Origin of the sequence: Kitasatospora sp. NPDC004614 (assembly GCF_042873675.1) — a bacterium.
In the GTDB taxonomy this organism is placed as follows: Bacteria; Actinomycetota; Actinomycetes; order Streptomycetales; family Streptomycetaceae; genus Kitasatospora.
This window is the reverse complement of sequence record NZ_JBIALR010000003.1, coordinates 452,898-473,784: the sequence shown is the minus strand read 5'-3', so window position 1 is coordinate 473,784 and position 20,887 is coordinate 452,898. Positions and strand designations below refer to the sequence as shown.

General features: G+C 72.4%; 22 protein-coding genes. 18 read left to right on the top strand and 4 right to left on the bottom strand.

The features are described from left to right. The first annotated feature begins 56 nt into the window (after positions 1-56). From hemW to ACFYST_RS11600, 3 genes are all read left to right on the top strand, one after another. Complete coding sequence (gene hemW, locus ACFYST_RS11610; RefSeq protein ID WP_387861505.1) at positions 57-1,286, top strand: radical SAM family heme chaperone HemW; 1,230 nt, start codon at positions 57-59, stop codon at positions 1,284-1,286. A 128-nt stretch (positions 1,287-1,414) separates the two neighbouring features. Beyond that, positions 1,415-2,062 carry an RNA polymerase sigma factor gene (locus tag ACFYST_RS11605; protein WP_387643133.1) on the top strand — a complete coding sequence of 216 codons (648 nt, stop codon included), beginning with the start codon at positions 1,415-1,417 and terminating at the stop codon, positions 2,060-2,062. After that, positions 2,059-2,706: a hypothetical protein gene (locus tag ACFYST_RS11600; RefSeq protein WP_387861503.1), complete on the top strand. Its 648-nt coding sequence runs from the start codon at positions 2,059-2,061 to the stop codon at positions 2,704-2,706. The genes ACFYST_RS11605 and ACFYST_RS11600 overlap by 4 nt, the downstream gene beginning before the upstream one ends. Positions 2,707-2,713: 7 nt before the next feature. On the opposite strand, the gene ACFYST_RS11595 is transcribed toward ACFYST_RS11600, so the two are convergent. The 4 genes from ACFYST_RS11595 to htpX are packed head-to-tail and all read right to left on the bottom strand — an operon-like array spanning position 2,714 to position 5,942. Beyond that, complete coding sequence (locus tag ACFYST_RS11595) at positions 2,714-3,547, bottom strand: DUF3097 domain-containing protein (RefSeq protein WP_387643135.1); 834 nt, start codon at positions 3,545-3,547, stop codon at positions 2,714-2,716. A gap of 35 nt (positions 3,548-3,582) precedes the next feature. Then, complete coding sequence (locus tag ACFYST_RS11590) at positions 3,583-4,353, bottom strand: DUF2785 domain-containing protein (protein WP_387861501.1); 771 nt, start codon at positions 4,351-4,353, stop codon at positions 3,583-3,585. A gap of 24 nt (positions 4,354-4,377) precedes the next feature. Further along, entirely contained in the window at positions 4,378-4,965 is a 588-nt protein-coding gene (locus ACFYST_RS11585; RefSeq protein ID WP_387861499.1) for a hypothetical protein, read from the bottom strand. 53 nt (positions 4,966-5,018) lie between these two features. Beyond that, positions 5,019-5,942 carry a zinc metalloprotease HtpX gene (gene htpX / locus ACFYST_RS11580; RefSeq protein ID WP_387643138.1) on the bottom strand — a complete coding sequence of 308 codons (924 nt, stop codon included), beginning with the start codon at positions 5,940-5,942 and terminating at the stop codon, positions 5,019-5,021. A 272-nt stretch (positions 5,943-6,214) separates the two neighbouring features. On the opposite strand from htpX, the gene hrcA reads away from it, so the two are divergent. The 15 genes from hrcA to era all read left to right on the top strand — a co-directional run bounded on the left by hrcA (position 6,215) and on the right by era (position 20,881). Continuing rightward, complete coding sequence (gene hrcA / locus ACFYST_RS11575; RefSeq protein ID WP_387861498.1) at positions 6,215-7,288, top strand: heat-inducible transcriptional repressor HrcA; 1,074 nt, start codon at positions 6,215-6,217, stop codon at positions 7,286-7,288. Between the two features lie 69 nt (positions 7,289-7,357). Then, positions 7,358-8,497, top strand: coding sequence for a molecular chaperone DnaJ (dnaJ, locus tag ACFYST_RS11570; protein WP_387643140.1), 1,140 nt, complete (start codon positions 7,358-7,360; stop codon positions 8,495-8,497). A gap of 91 nt (positions 8,498-8,588) precedes the next feature. Next, positions 8,589-9,332, top strand: coding sequence for a 16S rRNA (uracil(1498)-N(3))-methyltransferase (locus ACFYST_RS11565; RefSeq protein ID WP_387861496.1), 744 nt, complete (start codon positions 8,589-8,591; stop codon positions 9,330-9,332). A gap of 192 nt (positions 9,333-9,524) precedes the next feature. Then, complete coding sequence (locus ACFYST_RS11560; RefSeq protein ID WP_387861494.1) at positions 9,525-12,728, top strand: PDZ domain-containing protein; 3,204 nt, start codon at positions 9,525-9,527, stop codon at positions 12,726-12,728. 79 nt (positions 12,729-12,807) lie between these two features. Then, complete coding sequence (locus ACFYST_RS11555; protein WP_387861492.1) at positions 12,808-13,161, top strand: histidine triad nucleotide-binding protein; 354 nt, start codon at positions 12,808-12,810, stop codon at positions 13,159-13,161. Between the two features lie 3 nt (positions 13,162-13,164). After that, positions 13,165-14,082 carry a ribonuclease Z gene (locus ACFYST_RS11550; protein ID WP_387861491.1) on the top strand — a complete coding sequence of 306 codons (918 nt, stop codon included), beginning with the start codon at positions 13,165-13,167 and terminating at the stop codon, positions 14,080-14,082. A 175-nt stretch (positions 14,083-14,257) separates the two neighbouring features. Then, positions 14,258-15,361, top strand: coding sequence for a PhoH family protein (locus ACFYST_RS11545; protein WP_387643145.1), 1,104 nt, complete (start codon positions 14,258-14,260; stop codon positions 15,359-15,361). 14 nt (positions 15,362-15,375) lie between these two features. After that, positions 15,376-15,870, top strand: a complete 495-nt coding sequence (gene ybeY / locus ACFYST_RS11540; protein WP_387643146.1) for an rRNA maturation RNase YbeY — start codon at positions 15,376-15,378, stop codon at positions 15,868-15,870. Positions 15,871-15,883: 13 nt separating this feature from the next. Then, positions 15,884-17,221, top strand: a complete 1,338-nt coding sequence (locus ACFYST_RS11535) for a hemolysin family protein (RefSeq protein WP_387643147.1) — start codon at positions 15,884-15,886, stop codon at positions 17,219-17,221. A gap of 115 nt (positions 17,222-17,336) precedes the next feature. Further along, a complete protein-coding gene (locus tag ACFYST_RS11530) occupies positions 17,337-17,579 on the top strand; it encodes a hypothetical protein (RefSeq protein ID WP_387643148.1) in 243 nt (80 codons plus the stop codon). Further along, on the top strand, positions 17,576-18,115 hold the full coding sequence (locus ACFYST_RS11525) for a DUF4383 domain-containing protein (RefSeq protein ID WP_387643149.1): 540 nt from the start codon (positions 17,576-17,578) through the stop codon (positions 18,113-18,115). The genes ACFYST_RS11530 and ACFYST_RS11525 overlap by 4 nt, the downstream gene beginning before the upstream one ends. A gap of 85 nt (positions 18,116-18,200) precedes the next feature. After that, positions 18,201-19,187: an aldo/keto reductase gene (locus ACFYST_RS11520; RefSeq protein WP_387643150.1), complete on the top strand. Its 987-nt coding sequence runs from the start codon at positions 18,201-18,203 to the stop codon at positions 19,185-19,187. Between the two features lie 113 nt (positions 19,188-19,300). Beyond that, positions 19,301-19,654, top strand: coding sequence for a cytidine deaminase (locus ACFYST_RS11515; RefSeq protein WP_387643151.1), 354 nt, complete (start codon positions 19,301-19,303; stop codon positions 19,652-19,654). 84 nt (positions 19,655-19,738) lie between these two features. Continuing rightward, entirely contained in the window at positions 19,739-19,900 is a 162-nt protein-coding gene (locus tag ACFYST_RS11510) for a hypothetical protein (protein ID WP_387643152.1), read from the top strand. A 48-nt stretch (positions 19,901-19,948) separates the two neighbouring features. After that, positions 19,949-20,881, top strand: coding sequence for a GTPase Era (era, locus tag ACFYST_RS11505; RefSeq protein ID WP_387643153.1), 933 nt, complete (start codon positions 19,949-19,951; stop codon positions 20,879-20,881). Positions 20,882-20,887: the final 6 nt, after the last annotated feature.

Here is a 20,887-nt window from a genome sequence, read left to right as displayed (position 1 = left end):
CCCACGGCTCCGGTACGGCCTTCGGACTTTCGCGGGCCGTACCGGACAATGGGCGCATGCCCTCCGCACTTCCCGACGGCGAACCCGTGCCGTCCGACGGTTCGCTGCCCGCCCACGCCCTGGACGGACTCGGCGCCCGGCCGTTCGGTTTCTACCTGCACGTGCCGTACTGCGCCAGCCGCTGCGGCTACTGCGACTTCAACACCTACACCGCCACCGAACTGCGGTCCTCGGGCACCGTTGCCTCGCAGGACACCTACGCCGACAACGTGATCGCCGAGATCCGGCTGGCCCGGCGCATCCTCGGTGACGCCGAGCTGCCGGTGCAGACGGTGTTCCTCGGCGGCGGCACGCCCACCCTGCTGCCCGCCCGCGACCTGGTGCGGATGCTGGCCGCGCTGCGCGAGGAGTTCGGCCTCGCCGAGGGCGCGGAGGTCACCACCGAGGCCAACCCGGAGTCGGTGGACCCGGCGTACCTGGCCGAGCTGCGCGAGGGCGGCTACAACCGGATCTCCTTCGGCATGCAGAGCGCCCGCCCGCACGTGCTGCGGATCCTGGACCGCCACCACACCCCGGGCCGCCCCGAGGCGTGCGTCGCCGAGGCCCGCGAGGCCGGCTTCGAGCACGTCAACCTGGACCTGATCTACGGCACCCCCGGCGAGACCGACCAGGACTGGCAGGCCTCGCTGGACGCCGCGATCGGCGCCCGCCCCGACCACGTCTCCGCGTACTCGCTGATCGTCGAGGACGGCACCCGGCTGGCCGCCCGGGTCCGGCGCGGCGAACTGCCGATGATCGACGACGACGTGCACGCCGACCGCTACCTGATGGCCGAGCAGGCGCTCGCCGCCGCCGGGTACGCCTGGTACGAGGTCTCCAACTGGGCCACCACGCCCGAGGGCCGGTGCCGCCACAACGAGCTGTACTGGACGGGCGCCGACTGGTGGGGCGCCGGCCCGGGCGCGCACAGCCACGTCGGCGGGGTCCGCTGGTGGAACGCCAAGCACCCGGCCGCGTACGCGCAGGCGCTCGCCGAGGGCCGCACGCCCGCGCTCGGCCGCGAGGTGCTGGCCGGTGAGGACCGCCGGGTCGAGCGGATCCTGCTGGAGCTGCGCCTGGTCGAGGGCTGCCCGCTCGACCTGCTCACCGACACCGGCCGCAAGGCCGCCGACCGGGCCCTCGCCGACGGCCTGCTGGAGCCGGGCCCGTACGCGGACGGCCGGGCGGCGCTGACGCTGCGCGGCCGGCTGCTGGCCGACGCGGTGGTCCGCGACCTGGTCGACTGAGCCGCGCCACCCGGTCCCGGGCGTCAACCTGACGATCGGCGAGTCGGGCGGGCGTGAAACGCTCCGGCGGGCTGCGGCCAAGTACTCGGTGAAGGGACCCACCGGGTCCCCCGACCGAGGAGGGACGCATGCGCATCCGTGAGCATCCACGCCACGAAGCGCGGCCCGAGGGCCGTCCACCGGAGCTGACCACTCCGGACGGCTTCGGCGCGTTCTACCGCCTGCACGTCAACGCCATACTCGACTTCGTCACCCGCCGGGTCAGCGATCCGCACCTGGCGGCCGACCTCACCGCGGACATCTTCGTCGCCGCGCTGGAGGCCGCCGGCAGTTACCGGCCCGAGCGCGGCACCGCGATCGGCTGGCTGTACGGCATCGCCCGGTACGTCATCGCGGGGTACCGGCGCGGCGACCACCGCGAACGCCGGGCGATCGGCCGGCTGTCCGGCCGCCGGCTGCTCGACGAGGAGGACATCCTCGCCCTGGAGGAGCGGATCGACGCCCAGCGGGCCGTCCGTGATCTCGCGCAGCGGCACGCCGGGCTCAGCGCCCCGCTGCGGGAGGTGCTCGACCTGGTCGTCATGGACGGCCTGACCACCGCCGAGACCGCGCAGGTGCTCGGCATCTCGCAGGCCACCGTCCGGGTGCGCATGCACCGCGCCCGGCGGCTGCTCGGTGCCGAACGCCGCCCCGCCCGCAAGGACCTGCCGAGGCCGGGCCCGCTGCTGCCCCGCCCCGCCGCCCCCGCCGACCCGATGATCGAGGTGACCTCGTGACCAGCTCCGACCGAACCCCGTCCACCAGCAACTTCGAGCGCAGGCTCGGCGAGGAACTGGCCGCCCTCGCCGCCGAACGCGAGCCCGCCCGCCGCCCGGGACTGCTCCGCCGCCGCCCGGTACTGGCCGCACTCGCGGTCGGCGCGGCCGCCGTGGCCACCGCCCTGGTGCTGCCCGTGGCGCTCGGCGGCAAGCACGGCGGCACCGCCGCGTACGCGGTGACCAGGGAGCCGGACGGCACCATCGCGCTGCAACTGCGCGACCCGGCGGGCCTGCCGGACATGGTCGCCACCCTGCAGCGGTACGGCGTGCCGGCGGCCGGGATCGAGGAGGCCAGGACGCCCGAGGAGTGCACGCTGCCGGAGCCGGCCGGGACCCGCGCCCAGCCCGACCTGGTGCAGCCCGGCGACGGCCCCGGCATGGTGCGGATCGACCCCAAGCTCGTCCCGCCCGGCTCGACGGTGCTGCTGACCGCGGGCCGGGCCGGATTCCCCGGCGGGGCGTTCACCACCTTCCGGGCCGTGGTGGTGGAGTCCGTGCCCGACTGCGTGCCCGCGACGCGAATCGTGGTGGGGCAGGCAGTCGACCCGTCCGCCCTGCCGAGCCCGACGCAGACCGTCCTGCCGTCGGCGGTGCCGAGCTGAGTGGCTGTCAGGCGGTGCCGGACTGAGTGACGAAGTCGATCAACTCCTCGACCCGGCCGAGCAGTTCCGGCTCCAGGTCCTTCCAGCCGTCCACCGAGGCGAGGATCCGCTTCCAGGCGGCGGGGGTGTCCACCGGCCAGCCGAGACGGCGGCAGATGCCCTCCTTCCACACCTCGCCGCGCGGCACCTCGGGCCAGGCCGCGAAGCCGAGGCCGGCCGGTTTGACGGCCTGCCAGATGTCGACGTACGGGTGGCCGACGACCAGCACGTGGTCGCCGGTCACCTGTGCGGCGATCCGGTGCTCCTTGGTGCCGGGCAGCAGGTGGTCGACCAGGACGCCCAGCCGGCGGCCCGGGCCGGGGGCGAACTCGGCGACGATCGCGGGCAGGTCGTCGACGCCCTCCAGGTACTCGACCACCACGCCCTCGATCCGCAGGTCGTCGCCCCAGACCCGTTCGACCAGTTCGGCGTCGTGCCGGCCCTCGACGTAGATCCGCGACTCGCGGGCCACCCGGGCGCGCGCCCCGGGCACCGCTATCGACCCGGACGCCGTCCGCCCCGGCCCGCGCTGCGGGGCCGGTCCGGTCGGCCGGACCAGCGTCACCACCCGTCCCTCCAGCAGGAATCCGCGCGGCACCAGCGGAAACACCCGGTGCTTGCCGAACCGGTCCTCCAGCGTGACGGTGAATCCCTCCGCGGTCCGTTCGCACCGCACCACCGCCCCGCAGAACCCGGTCGCCGCCTCCTCCACCACCAGATCCCGCTCCGCCGCCACCTCCGGCGCGGGCTGCTGCCGCTTCCACGGCGGGGTCAGATCCGGCCCGTACTCCCTGCTGCGCATGCCCCGCAGTCTACGAAACCGCCCCCGACGGTCCGTCAGCCGAGGTACGGCGCGGCCGTCGACAGTACCTCGGCGATCCGCTCCCCGACCGCCGCCCCGTGCGGCAGCGCCCGCACCTCCGCGCCGCCCCACTGCGGGCGCACGCCCCGGACCGCCAGCAGGTGCACCACCCGCAGCGTGCGCAGGGTGTTGGACACTTCGGCCGGCACCGGCCCGGGCTCTCCGCCGGCGAACACCTCGGCCACCGCGTCCAGCCAGCCGACGGCCTGGCGCTCCGTCAGCTCGGGCCGGGCCAGGGTCAACGCGAGCGCGCAGCCGAGCCGGTCGTCCTCCATCGCGTCGAAGACGTGCCCGGTCGGGGCGAGCAGCCGGGCCGTGCCGAGCGCCAGCAGCGGCTCCGGGTCGACGTCCGGGTGCTGCCCGAACGCGCCCAGCAGGTCGGCGCCGTGCGCGACGGCGTGCAGCCAGCCCAGCGCGGGGTGGTGCCCGCGCAGGTCAGTTTCGGCGGGGTACCAGCGGGCGAACGCGGCGAGCCACTCGGCGCGCAGGCTGCCGGTTCGCACGATGCGGCCCAGGACCAGCGGCGCGAACGTCCGGGCCTGGATCTCGGGGTCCCCGAAGCGGTCCGCCATCGCGTCGCCGAGCGCCAGCCGGCGTTCCTCGGCCAGCCCGGGTATCCAGTCGGCCAGCCGGGAGTACGCGCGCTCGTCGCGCTCCACCGGGTCGGGCGAGCGCAGCGCCTCGCGGACGGCGGCCAGCTCGGCCTCGGACGGATCACGGTCGGGCAGGGCGGTCCAGTCGGTCACGGACGATCACCCTGGGGCGGAGCCTCAGTCGTCCAGGCCCGGGGCGCCCCAGACCGGGAACCAGCGGGAGAGATCGGACTCGATGCGCAGGTCGTTGCGGAGCAGGTTGGAGATCTCGATCTCCAGGGGGTTGTTGCGCTTCTCCTGGCCGGGGAGCTTGCACATCGGGTAGAAGGTGCCGCGCTTGTACAGGTAGACCAGGCCCAGCGAGCGGCCCTCGCGGTCGCGGAAGGCGACGATCGAGCAGAGCAGTTGCGGGCCGAAGCCGTTGGCCTCCAGCTCGCTGTTGACCGCGTGCAGGTCGTTGACCAGGTCGGGGAGTTCGTCGGGGGTGTGGCGGGCGAGCAGCCAGGAGTAGCCGTAGTCGTCGCGGGAGGCTTCGACGGGGGTGCCGCCGCGTTCGGTGTCCGCGTCGAGCAGGGCCCGGACCTGGGACTGGACCTCGGCGAAGGCGCCGCCCTCGACGGCGGCGAAGCACACCGAGCCGAGGCCGGTGGGGAGGAAGCCGGTGGCGGCCTGCAGGGTGAGCGCGGCCGACGGGATGCCGAACAGCTGGTCGAGGTCCGGCTTCACGGGCTTGCTGCGGCCGAACAGGGCGTCCAGGAATCCCACGGGGCGAGCTCCTTGATCAAGGGTGGAAGGCGGTCACTGCCCGGGCAAGGCGGTCACTGCCCGAGCTGGGAGGAGATCTTCGACAGCTGTGCCAGCCGCTGCTCCAGCGACGGGTGGGTGGAGAACAGCTGCGCGGCGGTCTCCTTGGCGCTCAGCGCGGGCGCGAAGTAGAAGGCGTTGTACGGCTGGGCCTTGCGCAGGTCCTCGGTCGGGATGGCGGCGATCTGCCCGGTCACCTTGGTCAGCGCGGAGGCCAGTGCGCTGGGGCGCCCGGTCAGCTGGGCGGCGGCCCGGTCGGCGGCGAGCTCGCGGTAGCGGGAGAGCAGCCGGGTGAGCAGGAAGCTGATCGCGTACACCACCATCGAGACCAGCGGGACGATGATCATCGCGATCGCGGCGTTGGAGTCGTTGCTGTTCCGGTTGCCGCCGCCCATCATTCCGCCGTACAGCGCGATCCGGGTCATCGCGCCGGCCAGCACGCCGAGGAATCCGGCCACCGTCATCACCGCGACGTCGCGGTGCGCGACGTGCGAGAGCTCGTGGGCGAGGACGCCCTCCAGTTCCTCCGGTTCCAGCCGGCGCAGCAGGCCGGTGGTCACGCAGATCACCGCGTTGTCCGGGTTGCGGCCGGTGGCGAAGGCGTTGGGCATGTCGTTGTGGGCGACCGCGACGCGCGGCTTGGGCATGTCGGCGAGTGCGCACAGCCGGTCGACCGCGCCGTGCAGCTGCGGGAACTCCTCGGGGGAGACCGGGTGGGCGCCCATCGCCCGTTCGGTGATCTTGTCGGAGAACCAGAACTGGGCGACGAACAGGCCGCCGGAGATCAGCACCACCAGGGGCCAGGCACCGCGCAGCAGCACGATCAGCAACCCGGTGAAGCCGACATAGAGCAGGCCGATCAAGAACATGGTGGTGACCATCCGGCCGGTCAGGCCGCGGTCGGGGGTGAACCGGGAGTGCTGCCGTGAGGCCGACATCGCTGCTCCTCCTTCGCCGTCTTCGCCTTCGATGCTGCCACCGGCGGGGCCCGCAGGCACCATCCGAAACGATGGGAATCCGATGGGAATGCGGTCGCGTCGGCCCGCGGGAGTCGATTGGCGCGGTTTTCGGTCGAGGATCACGTCGGCGGACCGTTCCTGCCATCAGGCCCGGGCCGTACACTGGCAGATACGGTTCTGGCACTCTGCCCAGTTGAGTGCCAGAGAGGATCGACCACCGGTTCAACGGACGACGACGGAGGTGCGTGCACATGCCGGACGACGGCAAGCCCGACGGCCGCCTGATCGACACGCGCCCGTCCGTGCGCCCGTTGGACGAGCGACGGCTGGCCGTGCTCCGCGCGATCGTGCAGGACTACGTGGGCACCGAGGAGCCGGTCGGCTCCAAGGCCCTGGTGGAGCGCCACAACCTTGGCGTCTCACCGGCCACGGTGCGCAACGACATGGCCGCGCTGGAGGACGACGGGTTCATCCACCAGCCGCACACCAGCGCGGGCCGGATCCCCACCGACAAGGGCTACCGGCTGTTCGTCGACCGCCTCGCCGAGGTGAAGCCGATGACGCCCCCGGAGCGCCGGGCGATCCGGCACTTCCTGGAGGGCGCGGTCGACCTGGACGACGTGGTGGCCCGTACGGTGCGGCTGCTGGCGCAGCTGACCCGGCAGGTCGCGGTGGTCCAGTACCCGTCGCTGACCCGCTCCACCGTGCGGCACATCGAACTCGTCTCGCTCACCCCGACCAAGCTGATGCTGGTGCTGATCACCAACACCGGCCGGGTCGAGCAGCGGATGGTGGACTGCCCCGGCCCGGTCGGCGAGACCGTGCTGGGAGACCTGCGGGCCAGGCTGAACGGCATGGCGGGCGGCTGTCGGCTGCCCGAGGTGCCGACTCTCCTGGAGGACCTGCCGGCCAGTTTCGAACCGGCCGACCGGCCCTCGGTCAGCACCGTGCTGACCGTGCTGTTCGAAACGCTCGCCGAACAGAACGAGGAACGGATCATGCTGGCGGGCACCGCCAACCTGACCCGGTTCAACCACGACTTCCCGCTCTCCATCCGTCCGGTGCTCGAGGCACTGGAGGAGCAGGTGGTGCTGCTGCGCCTGCTGGGTGAGACCGGGGACTCGGCGATGACGGTCCGGATCGGCCACGAGAACGCCTATGAAGGCCTGAATTCCACGTCGGTGGTCTCCGTCGGTTACGGTTCGGGCGACCAGAGCGTGGCAAAGCTGGGTGTGATCGGTCCGACCCGGATGGATTACCCGGGCACAATGGGGGCGGTGCGAGCGGTGGCGCGATACGTCGGCCAGATCCTGGACGAGTCATAACAAGGCTGCGTGAGACCGTCACGCAGTTCTCGCAAGCACTTCTAGAGGCGGAACAAACCGGAGCATTTGGTGGCCACGGACTACTACGCGGTACTCGGCGTCCGACGCGACGCGGGGCAGGACGAGATCAAGAAGGCGTTTCGGCGCCTCGCCCGTGAACTGCACCCGGACGTCAACCCGGACCCGAAGACGCAGGAGCGGTTCAAGGAGATCAACGCCGCCTACGAGGTGCTCTCCGATCCGCAGAAGCGTCAGGTGTACGACCTCGGCGGCGACCCGCTGTCGCCGAACGGCGGTGGTGCGGGCGGTTTCGGGGCCGGAGCGGCCGGCTTCGGCTTCTCCGACATCATGGACGCCTTCTTCGGCGCCGCGACCGGCCAGCGCGGCCCGCGTTCGCGCACCCGCCGCGGGCAGGACGCGATGATCCGACTGGAGATCACCCTGGAGGAGGCCGCGTTCGGCACCACCAAGGAACTCCAGGTCGACACCGCCGTCACCTGCACCACCTGTAACGGCGAGGGCGCCGCGCCGGGTACCTCCGCGCAGACCTGTGACATGTGTCGCGGCAAGGGCGAGGTCTCCCAGGTCACCCGGTCCTTCCTGGGCCAGGTCATGACCTCCCGGCCCTGCCCGCAGTGCCAGGGCTTCGGCACCGTCGTTCCGACCCCGTGCCCCGAGTGCGCGGGCGACGGCCGGGTCCGCGCCCGCCGCACCCTCACGGTGAAGATCCCCGCCGGTGTCGACAACGGCACCCGGATCCAGCTGGCCGGCGAGGGCGAGGTCGGCCCCGGCGGCGGCCCCGCCGGCGACCTGTACGTGGAGATCGCCGAGACCAGCCACGCCGTCTTCCAGCGCCGCGGTGACGACCTGCACTGCACCGTCACCATCCCGATGACGGCCGCCGCACTCGGCACCCAGGTGCCGCTGCAGACCCTGGACGGCCTGGAAGAGGTCGACATCCGGCCCGGCACCCAGTCCGGCCAGTCGATCCCGCTGCACGGCCGCGGCATCACCCACCTGCGCGGTGGCGGCCGGGGCGACCTGATAGTGCACGTCGAGGTGCAGACGCCCACCAAGCTCGACCCGGAGCAGGAGGAGCTGCTGCGGCGGCTCGCCATGCTCCGCGGCGAGGAGCGGCCGTCCGGCCAGTTCGCACCCGGCCAGCAGGGCCTGTTCTCCCGGCTGAAGGACGCCTTCAACGGCCGGTGAGACCCGTTCCTTCCGGGCCGGGAGTGGTGCACGCCACCGCTTCCGGCCCGGGTTTTTTTGTTGTTCTTTCCGCGAGAGGGTTCCTGTTCCGATGACCGCACCGGTGTTCGTCGTCGACGACCTGGCGGGCGCCACCCCCGGCGCCACCGTCCGCCTCGACGGCCCCGAGGGGCGGCACGCCGTCGCCGTCAAGCGCCTGGAGCCCGGCGAGGCCGTCACCCTCGCCGACGGACACGGCTGCGGCGCGGACGGCACCGTCGCCGCGGTGCACGGCAAGGACGCGCTGGACGTGCTGGTCGCCGCCGTACGCGAGGAGGCTGCGCCCGCGCCCCGGATCACCGTCGTCCAGGCGCTGCCCAAGGGCGACCGCGGCGAACTCGCCGTCGAGACGATGACCGAGGCCGGCATCGACGCGGTGGTGCCGTGGGCGGCCTCCCGGTGCATCACCCAGTGGAAGGGCGAGCGCGGCGCGAAGGCGCTCGCCAAGTGGCGGGCGACCGCGCGCGAGGCGGGCAAGCAGGCGCGACGGCTGCGCTTTCCCGAGGTGCACGACCTGATGACCACGCGGCAGTTGCTTCCGCTGCTGTCGAAGGCCTCCTTCGCCGCCGTCCTGCACGAGGAAGGTTCGCTGCCGCTGGCCACGGCGGAGCTTCCTGCCTCCGGCGAGATCGTGCTGATCGTCGGGCCGGAGGGCGGGGTGTCGCCGGAGGAGATCGCGGCTTTCGCCGAGGCCGGGGCGAAGCCTTATCGACTCGGGCCGTCCGTCCTGCGCACCTCCACTGCGGGGGTCGCGGCGGGGGCGCTGCTGCTCGGGCGTACAGGGCGCTGGGGGTAAGCGAACAGGGGCGCGTGGGGGTACCTCCCAGCTCCCAAGGGCTGGGGGAGAACTGCGCGACAAGCGCAAACCACGTCGGCGAGGTCGCGATCACGTGCGAGTCATTGTTCTGCGCCGCGATCTCGCGGTTGGGTGCCTTCCGCTTCGCGCACTTCCCCGCGCCCCTGGTCGCGCTCCCTCTACTGTGGCCGGGTGACCGATTTGACGCGCGGATACCTGCGCCACCCCCACTTGCACGGCGACGTAGTCGCTTTCGTCGCCGAGGACGATGTCTGGCTGGCCCCTGTGGAGGGCGGGCGCGCTTGGCGCTTGACCGCGGATCAGGTGCCGGTGGGGGCCGTGCGGTTCTCGCCGGACGGGCGGACGGTGGCGTGGACGTCGCACCGGGACGGGGCGCCGGAGGTGCATGTCGCGCCGGCGGCCGGTGGGCAGGCGCGGCGGCTGACGTACTGGGGGAGCCCGTTCACGGCGTTGGTGGGGTGGACCGGCGACGGTCGGCCGATCGCGATCACCACGGCGGGGCAGGAGACGATCCGTCGGACGTGGGCGTTCGCGGTGCCGCTGGACGGGGGCGAGCCGCAGCGGCTGCCGTACGGGCCGATCGGGGCGCTGGCGTTCGAGCCGGTGCCGGCGGGGGCGACGGGTGGGCGGGTGCTGCTGGGGACGCACAACCGGGAAGCCGCGCACTGGAAGCGCTACCGGGGTGGCCGGGCCGGGAAGTTGTGGATCGGGGCGGCCGAGTTCGAGCGGCTGCACGCCGAGTTGGACGGCCAGTTGGAGTGCCCGCTGTGGGTGGGTGACCGGGTGGCGTTCCTGTCCGACCACGAGGGTGTCGGGCGGCTGTACTCGAGCCTTCCGGACGGTACCGACCTGCGGGCGCACGGCCCGGCGGACACCGGGTTCTACGCCCGGCAGGCGTCCACCGACGGCACTCGGGTGATCTGGCAGAGCGCGGGTGACCTGTGGCTGCTGGACAACCTGGAGGGTGCCGAGCCGCGTCGGCTGGAGATCGACCTGGCGGGTCCGCGCAGCAGCCGCCGGCCGCATCCGACCCGGGCCGACGGGCAGGTGGAGACCGTCGCTGTCGACCGCACCGGCCGGGCCGCGGCCGTGGTGGTGCGGGGCACGGTGCACTGGGTGACCCACCGGGAGGGTCCGTCGCGGGTGCTGGACGAGACGCCGGGGGTGCGCAACCGCCTGGTGCGGGTCGTCCCCGGTGAGGACGGCGCGCAGGGCGTGGTGTGGGTGACGGACGCCGAGGGCGAGGACGCGATCGAGTACGCGCCCGCGGTGCTCGGCGCGGAGCGCCGGAGGCTGGCGGCCGGGCAGCTGGGCCGGGTGCTGTCGCTGACGGTCTCGCCGGACGGCCGGCAGCTCGCGGTGGCTTCGCACGACGGCCGGCTGCTGCTGGTGGCGCTCAGCGACGGCGCCGTGCACGAGCTGGCGCGCAGCGGTGAGGGCGAGGTCAGCGGGCCGGTGTTCAGCCCGGACTCGGGCTGGCTGGCCTGGTCGCAGCCGGTGCTCGGGCCGTGGTCGCTGCGCCAGATCATGCTGGCCGACCTGACCTCGCGGACCGTCAGCGAGGCCACCCCGCAGCGCTTCCACGACTATTCGCCGGCCTTCACCTCGGACGGCAAGCACCTGGCGTTCCTGTCGGTGCGCACCTTCGACCCGGTGTACGACGAGCACGTCTTCGACCTGTCGTTCCCCGGCGGCACCCGCCCGTACCTGCTGACGCTGGCCGCCGACACCCCGTCGCCGTTCGGACCGCAGCGGGCCGGGCGGCCGGTCGGCGGCGAGGACGAGGAGAGCAAGGACGGCGACAAGAGCGAGTCGGCGACGCCCACCACGAAGGTCGATCTGGAGGGCCTGGCCGACCGGATCGTGCCGTTCCCGGTGGCGGCCGGGCGGTTCGGGGCGCTGCGCGCGGCGAAGGACGGCGTGCTGTGGGGCCGGATCCCGTTCAGCGGTGAACTCGGCGACAGCGCCGCCTCGTTGGACGACACCCCGGCCGGCACCGCGCTCGAGCGCTACGACCTGAAGAAGCGCAAGGTGGAGGAACTGCTCACCGGCGTCGACACGTTCGCGATCTCCGCGGACGGCGCGCGGGTTGCGGTGCTGGAGGACGGCAGCGTGCGGATCGTCCCCGCCGACCAGAAGGCCGACGACGGCGAGGACGCCGACGTCGATCTCGACCGGATCCGTATCACTGTCGACCCGGCCGCCGAGTGGCGGCAGATGTTCGACGAGAACGGCCGGCTGATGCGCGACAACTTCTGGCGCGCCGACCTCGGCGGCGTCGACTGGGCGGGCGCGCTGGCGCGCTACCGGCCGCTGGTCGACCGGGCCGGCTGCCACTCCGACCTGGTCGACCTGCTGTGGGAGACGGTCGCCGAGCTCGGCACCTCGCACGCCTACGTGATCCCGCCCGGCCGGGGCACCGAGGCGGCCCGCCGGCAGGGCCTGCTCGGCGCGGACCTGGTCCGCGACGGCGAGGTGTGGCGGGTGGCCCGGGTGGTGCCCGGCGAGTCCTCCGACCCGCGGGCCCGTTCCCCGCTGGCCGCGCCCGGCGCGGCGATCCGCCCCGGTGACGCGATCCTGGCCGTCAACGGCCGCCCGGTCGATCCGGTGACCGGCCCCGGCCCGCTGCTGGCCGGCACCGCCGACCAGCCGGTCGAGCTGACCGTCAGCGGCAAGGACGGCGGCGAGCGCCACCCCGTGGTGGTGCCGCTGGACGACGAGGAGGCGCTGCGCTACCACGACTGGGTGGCCGGGCGGCGGGCCGCCGTCCACGAGCTGTCCGGCGGGCGGCTCGGCTACCTGCACGTGCCCGACATGCAGAGCGCGGGCTGGGCGCAGCTCCACCGCGACCTGCGGATCGAGATGGCCCGCGAGGGCGTGGTGGTCGACCTGCGGGAGAACCGCGGCGGCCACACCTCGCAGCTGATCGTGGAGAAGCTGGCCCGCCGGATCGTCGGCTGGAACCGCGGCCGCGACCTGGACCGCCCCGAGCCCTACCCGGCGGACGCCCCGCGCGGCCCGGTGGTGGCGCTGGCCAACGAGTTCTCCGGCTCGGACGGCGACATCGTCAACGCCGCGATCCAGGCGCTCGGCATCGGCCCGGTGGTGGGCACCCGCACCTGGGGCGGCGTGATCGGCATCGACAACAAGTACGACCTGGTGGACGGCACGACGGTCACCCAGCCCAAGTACTCCAGCTGGCTGGAGGGCTACGGCTGGGGCCTGGAGAACGGCGGCGTCACGCCCGACATCGAGGTCGCGGTCGCCCCGCACGACTGGGCGGCCGGCCGGGACCCGCAGCTGGAGACCGCGGTGCGGGTCGCGCTGGAGGCGCTGGCCGTCACCCCGGCCAAGACCGCGCCGCCGATCGACTGACAGCGGGGAGGGGGCGTCCGCGCCCCCTCCCTGTAGGGTCGTCGTCACCAGTGACGGATGTTCAGAAGGAGTGCGGGAGATGGCCGGCGAGCCGCAGACGGACTGTGTGTTCTGCAAGATCGTGTCGGGGGACATCCCGGCGACGGTGGTGCGCAGGAGCGCCCGGACGCTGGCGTTCCGCGACATAAACCCGCAGGCTCCCACCCACCTGCTGGTGATCCCGCACGTGCACTACGCCAACGCGGCCGAACTGGCCGTCGCGGAGCCGGAGATCGCCGCCGAGCTGCTCGCCGAGGCCGGCGAGGCCGCCAAGGGCGAGGGCCTGGAGTCGTACCGGCTGATCTTCAACACCGGTGCGGACTCCGGCCAGACGGTGTTCCACGCGCACGTGCACGTGCTGGGCGGGCGCACGCTCGCCGAGGGGCTGGTCTGAGCGTTGTCGCAGCGTGAACTCGTCGTCCTCGGCACGGCCAGCCAGGTGCCGACCCGGCACCGGAACCACAACGGATACCTGCTGCGCTGGGACGGCGAGGGGCTGCTGTTCGACCCGGGGGAGGGCACCCAGCGGCAGATGCTGCAGGCGGGCGTGACCGCCACCGGGATCACCCGGATCGCGGTGTCGCACTTCCACGGCGACCACTGCCTGGGCCTGCCGGGCGTGCTGCAGCGGATCAACCTGGACCGGGTGCCGCACCCGGTGGACGCCTACTACCCGGCGTCCGGCCAGGTGTTCTTCGACCGGCTGCGGCACGCCAGCGTCTACCACGCCACCGCCGACCTGCGGGAGCGCCCGGTCGCCGGGCCCGGCCCGCTGGAGGCGCCGGGCGCGCCGTTCGAGCTGGCGGCGGTGCGGCTGTCGCACCCGGTGGAGTCGTTCGGCTACCGGCTGACCGAGCCGGACGGCGTCCGGCTGCGCCCCGAGCGGCTGCGCGAACTCGGTCTGCGCGGACCGGCGGTGGGGCAGCTGCAGCGCGACGGCCGGGTCGAGGTGGACGGGCGGACGGTGCTGCTGGCGGAGGTCGCGGAGAAGCGGCCCGGGCAGCGGTTCGCCTTCGTGATGGACACCCGGCTGTGCGACGGGGTCGCCGAACTCGCCGAGGGCGCCGACCTGTTGGTGATCGAGGCGACCTTCCTGGAGGCGGACGCCGCACTCGCCGAGGAGCACGGCCACCTGACCGCCGCGCAGGCCGCCCGGGTGGCCGCCGAGGCGGGAGTGCGCCGGCTGGTGCTGACCCACTTCTCGCAGCGCTACCCGGACCTGCAGGCGCACCGCGCGGAGGCCGAGAAGCACTTCGACGGCGAGGTCGTGATCGCCGAGGATCTGGCCAGGATCCCCGTCCCACCGCGCCGTTGAGCGCCCCCCGGGGCGCACGTTGACGAAAAACCGCTCGCACATCGGGGCGACAGACCCCACCATCGAAGCCGCCGTGCCGCTCCGGCGAACATCTGCGCGGCGTACCCTGGTGGCCTGGAGAGCCCTGGCCACACGACACGACGGATTGGGATGAGGCAGGCCGTAGCGCCGACCCATGACTGACTCACCGCAGACCCGAACCGACGGACAGCGGCCCGCCGACGCGGCAGCCGCCAGCACCCGGATAGTCATTCCGGAGAAGCACCCGATGGTCACCCTGCTGGGTGCGGCCGACTCGCTCCTGCGAGTGATCGAGGGCGGCTTCCCGGACGCCGACATCCATGTCCGAGGAAACGAGGTGACGGCCACCGGCTCTCCGGCCGAGGTCGCGCTCGTCAAGCAGCTCTTCACCGAGATGATGCTGGTGCTGCGCACCGGCCAGCCACTGACGGAGGACGCCGTGGAGCGCTCCATCACCATGCTCAGGAGCGCCGCGGAGGACCCGGCCCACCCGGCCCCGTCCGAGGTGTTCACGGCGAACATCCTGTCCAACCGGGGCCGCACCATCCGCCCCAAGACGCTCAACCAGCAGCGCTACGTCGACGCGATCGACAAGCACACCATCGTCTTCGGCCTCGGCCCGGCCGGCACCGGCAAGACCTACCTGGCGATGGCCAAGGCCGTGCAGGCGCTGCAGGCCAAGGAGGTCAACCGGATCATCCTGACCCGGCCGGCCGTCGAGGCGGGGGAGCGGCTGGGCTTCCTGCCCGGCACCCTCTACGAGAAGATCGACCCCTACCTGCGGCCGCTGTACGACGCGCTGCACGACATGATGGACCCGGACTCGATCCCGCGGCTGATGGCCGCCGGCACGATCGAGGTGGCTCCGCTGGCGTACATGCGAGGCCGCACCCTGAACGACGCGTTCATCATCCTCGACGAGGCGCAGAACACCTCGCCCGAGCAGATGAAGATGTTCCTGACCCGCCTCGGTTTCAACTCCCGGGTGGTGGTCACCGGCGACACCAGCCAGATCGACCTGCCGGGCGGTACCCGCAGCGGTCTGAAGGTGGTCCAGGAGATCCTGGTCGACGTGCCCGACATCCACTTCTCGGTGCTGACCAGCACCGACGTGGTGCGGCACAAGCTGGTCGGCCGCATCGTTGACGCGTACGAACGCTGGGACGCCCGGCAGGAGGCCGAGGAGTCCGGCGACCGCAAACCCGTTCAACGTCGGGGCGCCCGGGCGCCCCGGCAGTCCCATCGCACCGAAAGCTGAGTACTGAGCCCTCCATGTCGATCGACATCGCCAACGAGTCCGGGTGGGACGTCGACGAGGATTCCATCCTCGACGTCGCCCGCTACGCCCTCGAAAAGATGCGGATTCACCCGCAGTCCGAGCTCTCCGTGATCATCTACGACAGCGAGTCGATGGCGGAGCTGCACGTCCAGTGGATGGACCTGCCCGGTCCGACCGACGTGATGTCCTTCCCCATGGACGAACTGCGGCCCGGCAAGGAGGGCGAGGACCTGCCGGAGGGCCTGCTCGGCGACATCGTGCTCTGCCCCGAGGTGGCGAAGCAGCAGGGCCTGGCCGCCCCGACCAAGCACTCGATGGACGAGGAGCTGCAGCTGCTCACCGTCCACGGGGTGCTGCACGTGCTCGGCTACGACCACGAGGAGCCCGACGAGGAGCGCGAGATGTTCGCGCTGCAGAAGCGGATCCTGGACGACTGGCGGGCCGGTCGCGGGCTGACCGGGCTGTCTCCCGCGCCGACCGTCCACTGAGGGCCGGCCGTCTGTGAGTGGTGAGAGTACGAGCTTCCTGGTCGGGGCGCTGCTGCTGGTGGTGTTCGGCTGGCTGGCCGCGTGCGCCGAGGCGGGGATCTCCCGGATGTCCCGGTTCCGCGCCGAGGAGGCGGTCCGCTCGGGCCGCCGCGGTTCGGACCGGCTGCTGACGCTGGCCTCGGACAACATCCGCTACCTGAACCTGGCGATGCTGATCCGGGTGGCCGCCGAGATGGCCGCCGCGGTGCTGGTCACCGTGGTGTGCGTGCGCAGCTTCCAGCAGACCTGGCTGGCCGTGCTGGTGGCGGTCGGCGTGATGGTGCTGGTGTCGTTCGTGGCGGTCGGGGTCTCCCCGCGCACGATCGGCCGCCAGCACCCGCTGAGCACCGTCACCGCGGCGTCCTACGTGCTGCTGCCGCTGGCCCGGATCCTCGGTCCGATCCCGCGGCTGCTGATCCTGCTCGGCAACGCGCTGACGCCCGGCAAGGGCTACCGGGAGGGCCCGTTCGCCTCCGAGGCGGAGCTGCGGGCGCTGGTGGACCTCGCGGAGAAGGACGACCTGATCGAGGACGAGGAGCGCCGGATGGTGCACTCGGTCTTCGAGCTGGGCGACACCATCGTCCGCGAGGTGATGGTGCCGCGCACCGACCTGGTGATGATCGAGCGGCACAAGACCGTCCGGCAGACGCTGACGCTGGCGCTGCGCTCGGGCTTCTCGCGGATCCCGGTGGTCGGCGACAACGAGGACGACGTGGTCGGCATCGTCTACCTCAAGGACCTGGTGCGGCGCACCCACATCAACCGGGACGCCGAGTCGGAGCAGGTGGACTCGGTGATGCGCCCGGCGGTGTTCGTGCCGGACTCCAAGCCGGCCGCGGACCTGCTGCGCGAGATGCAGCAGATGCGCTCGCACGTGGCGATCGTGATCGACGAGTACGGCGGTACCGCCGGACTGGTCACCATCGAGGACATCCTGGAGGAGATCGTCGGCGAGATCACCGACGAGTACGACCGCGAGATCGCCCCGGTCGAGGACCTCGGCGACGGCTCGTTCCGGATCACCGCCCGGCTCACCGTCGAGGACCTCGGCGAACTGTTCGGCATCGAGCTGGACGACGAGGACGTGGAGACCGTCGGCGGCCTGCTGGCCAAGTGCCTGGGCCGGGTGCCGATCCCCGGATCGTCCTGCGAGGTGCCGGTGCCGGAGGGCAGCGGGCTGGCCGCGATCAGCCTGACCGCGGAGAGCTCCGCGGGCCGCCGCAACCGGATCGGCACCGTGGTGGCCGCGCCGGTGCGCGCCGAGGAGTACGCGAAGCACGCCGAGGAACCGGCCGAGGAGCACGCTCCGTAGTTCGTCGCACCCGCAGCGGGCCCTGGACGGGCCGTCCCAACCGGCTTGCCGGGTCGGACGGTTCGGCCCAGGGCCCGTTTGCCTGACCGCCCTTGGCGTGCCGACCATGGGAGACATGGCACATCTACTGCGCGCGGAATACGGCCCCACCGGGCCGGCCGGCGGGGTGGCCAGGTGGCATGTGGTCCGTGACACCGACCTCTCGTCCGGCATGTGCGGCGCCGAGATCGCCTCGGACGCCGAGAGCAAGCCGGAGGAGGCCTGGGGCACCGGGCTGCACTGCTGCCAGCAGTGCGGGTCGCTGTACCTGCACGAAGTGCCGTTCCTCCGGTCCGACCATGCGGGGAGGACCCGATGAGACTCCACGACGAACTCCCGGTCGACCACCGGCTGGGCCAGGTGTACCGCTACGGCGCCGGGCTGGGCGGAGTGTTCCTGGTGGTGTTCGGCATCCTCGGGCTCACCGGTGGCACCCCCGGCTTCATCGACACCACGGGCAAGCAGGTGCTGGGCATGTCCAGCAACGGCGCGCTGAGCGTGCTGTCGCTGGTGGCCGGCGGAATCCTGATCCTGGGTGCGATCATCGGCGGAAACTTCGCCTCCGACCTCAACATGATCATGGGCGTGCTGTTCGTGCTGGCCGGCTTCGTCGGCCTGATGGTGCTGGACTCCAGCGCCAACCGGCTCGCCTTCCACATCGGCAACGTCGTCTTCAGCTTCGTCTTCGGCTTCGTGATCCTGACCTTCGGCATGTACGGCCGGGTCAGCAGCCACCTGCCGCAGGACAACCCGTACTGGAAGCGGCGGCACGAGCACGACGCCGAGCGGCCCGACGGCCCGCCGGTGCTGGTGAAGGTTCTGCGTCCGGGGCCGCCGAACCCGACCGGGCACTGATCGTTCCGTCGTAGAGTGAACTGCACTTGGCCCGACGGATCGTCAGATCCGTTGGGCCGCAGTCGGCTTGGAGGGGGAGAGGCACATGACGGAGCGCATGCTCGGGGCGCTGGCCAGTTCGCCGATCGGGTTCGGGGCGATGGTGCTCTCACCCGGCGTGTACGGCGAGATCGACGAGGCGCGCGGCCAGGGTGCGCTGCACGCCGCGATCGACGCCGGCGCCCGGCTCATCGACACCGCGGACGGCTACGGCCGCGGACACAACGAGGAACTGATCGGCCGGGCCCTGCGCGGCCGGCGCGACGAGGTGGTGCTGGCCACCAAGTTCGGCTTCCGGATCCCGGAGGGCGCCGAGGCACATCGCTTCCCGGTGCACTTCGCCTTCGAGGAACTGGCGGTGAACTGCGAGCCCAAGTACGTGCGCGGCTACGCGGAGCAGTCGCTGCGCAACCTCGGCACCGATGTGATCGACCTGTACTACCCGCACTTCCCGGACCCGCAGGTGCCGTTCGAGGACACCGTCGGCGCGGTCGCCGAACTGATCGCCGACGGCAAGGTGCGGCACCTCGGGCTGTCCAACGTGACGGCCGCGCAGCTGCGCGCCGCGCACGCGGTGCACCCGGTGGCGGCGGTGCAGGTGCAGTGGTCGATGTGGCAGCCGATCGACCCGGAGCTGCTGGCCGTCACCCGTGAACTGGGCGTCGGCGTGGTGGCCTGGAGCCCGCTCGGTGGCGGCTTCCTGACCGGCACCGTGCAGCAGGTCTCCGAGGGTGACTTCCGGCAGAACATCGCCAGGTTCTCCGCCGAGAACCTGGCCGCGAACAACGACCGGTACGCCCCGGTGCGCGCGATCGCCGCCGAACTGGGCGTCACCCCCGGCCAGTTGGCGCTGGCCTGGCTGCTGCGGCAGGACGAGCACGTGGTGCCGATCCCGGGCAGCCGCACCCCCGCGCACATCGCGGAGAACCAGGCCGCCGCCGAACTGGTGCTGGACGAGGCCGTGCTGGCCCGGATCGACGCCGCGCTGGCGGAGTTCGTGCCGGCGGGGGAGGGTGCGCTGCTCAAGGACTGAGTCTCCGGCGAGGGGCGGCTGTTCGGAGGGGTCCTGTTCAAGGGTTGAGCCGGTGAATGGCCGAGGGTCGGACGCCCGGGCCGGTGCGCCGGTGGGCGACCTATGCTCGGGCCATGACCGAGATTTCCGAGCTGGACCCCGAGGACAAGAAGATCATCACGCTGGCCCGCTCGGCCCGCGCCCGCAACGGCGTGGCCGAGGGCGCCGCGGTCCGCGACGAGACCGGCCGCACCTACGTGGCCGGGACGGTCGCGCTGGAGTCGCTGAAGCTGAGCGCCCTGCAGACGGCGGTGGCGATGGCGGTGGCCAGCGGGGCGAAGAGCCTGGAGGCGGCGGCCGTGGTCTCCGCGGCGGACGAGCCGGCGGCGGACGACCTGGCAGCGGTGCGGGACCTGGGCGGGGCCGGCACGCCGGTGCTGCTGGCCGGGCCGGACGGGACGCTGAAGGTGGCCGCCGAGGCGCGGTGAGGCGCTGAGTATGCCCCTCGACAATCCCTTGGCCGGTGCGATAATCGCCCCGGCCGAGGGATTTCCCGGCGGGGGAGGGGTCACATGGGGATCGCCGCGTTCTTCTGCGGACTGCTGCTGTGCGTCATGGGCTTCGGCCGCTGGCACGAGACCGGCTCCGTGTGGTGGCTGGCCGGCACCCTGGTGCTGCTGGCACTGGTTCTGGTCGGCGGCATCATGGGCGGCGGGAAGAAGAAGGCGGGCTGAAACCCCCACTGGCCGGGTCGGCCCGGCCGATCGGGGACAATGGGTGCCATGAATGCCCCTTCCTCCCCGTACCGCTCCGGGTTCGCGTGCTTCGTCGGCCGTCCCAACGCGGGCAAGTCGACCCTGACCAACGCCCTGGTCGGGACGAAGGTCGCGATCACCTCCGACCGTCCCCAGACCACCCGGCACACCGTGCGCGGCATCGTGCACCGCCCCGACGCCCAGCTCGTGCTGGTGGACACCCCCGGGCTGCACAAGCCCCGCACGTTGCTCGGCGAGCGCCTCAACGACCTGGTCCGCACCACCTGGGCGGAGGTCGACGTGATCGGCTTCTGCCTGCCCGCCGACCAGAAGCTCGGCCCCGGCGACAAGTTCATCGCCAAGGAACTCGCCGAGATCAAGAAGTCCACCCCGAAGGTGGCACTGGTCACCAAGACCGACCTGGTGGACTCCAAGCGGCTCGCCGAGCAGCTGATCGCCGTCCACCAGCTGGGCGCCGAACTCGGCATCGAGTGGGCCGAGATCATTCCCGTCTCGGCGGTCGGTGACAAGCAGGTGGAGCTGGTCGCGGACCTGCTGACCAAGCTGCTGCCCGAGGGCATGCCGCTCTACCCGGACGGCGACCTCACCGACGAGCCCGAGCAGATCATGGTCGCCGAGCTGATCCGCGAGGCCGCGCTGGAAGGCGTGCGCGACGAACTGCCGCACTCGCTGGCCGTGGTGGTCGAGGAGATGATCCCGCGCGAGGACCGGCCCGCCGACCGTCCGCTGCTGGACATCCACGCCAACGTGTACATCGAGCGGCAGAGCCAGAAGGCCATCGTGATCGGTGCCAAGGGCTCCCGGCTCAAGCACGTCGGCACCACCGCCCGCAAGCAGATCGAGGCGCTGCTCGGCACCCCGGTCTACCTCGACCTGCACGTCAAGGTCGCCAAGGACTGGCAGCGCGACCCCAAGCAGCTGCGTAAGCTCGGCTTCTGACGGAGC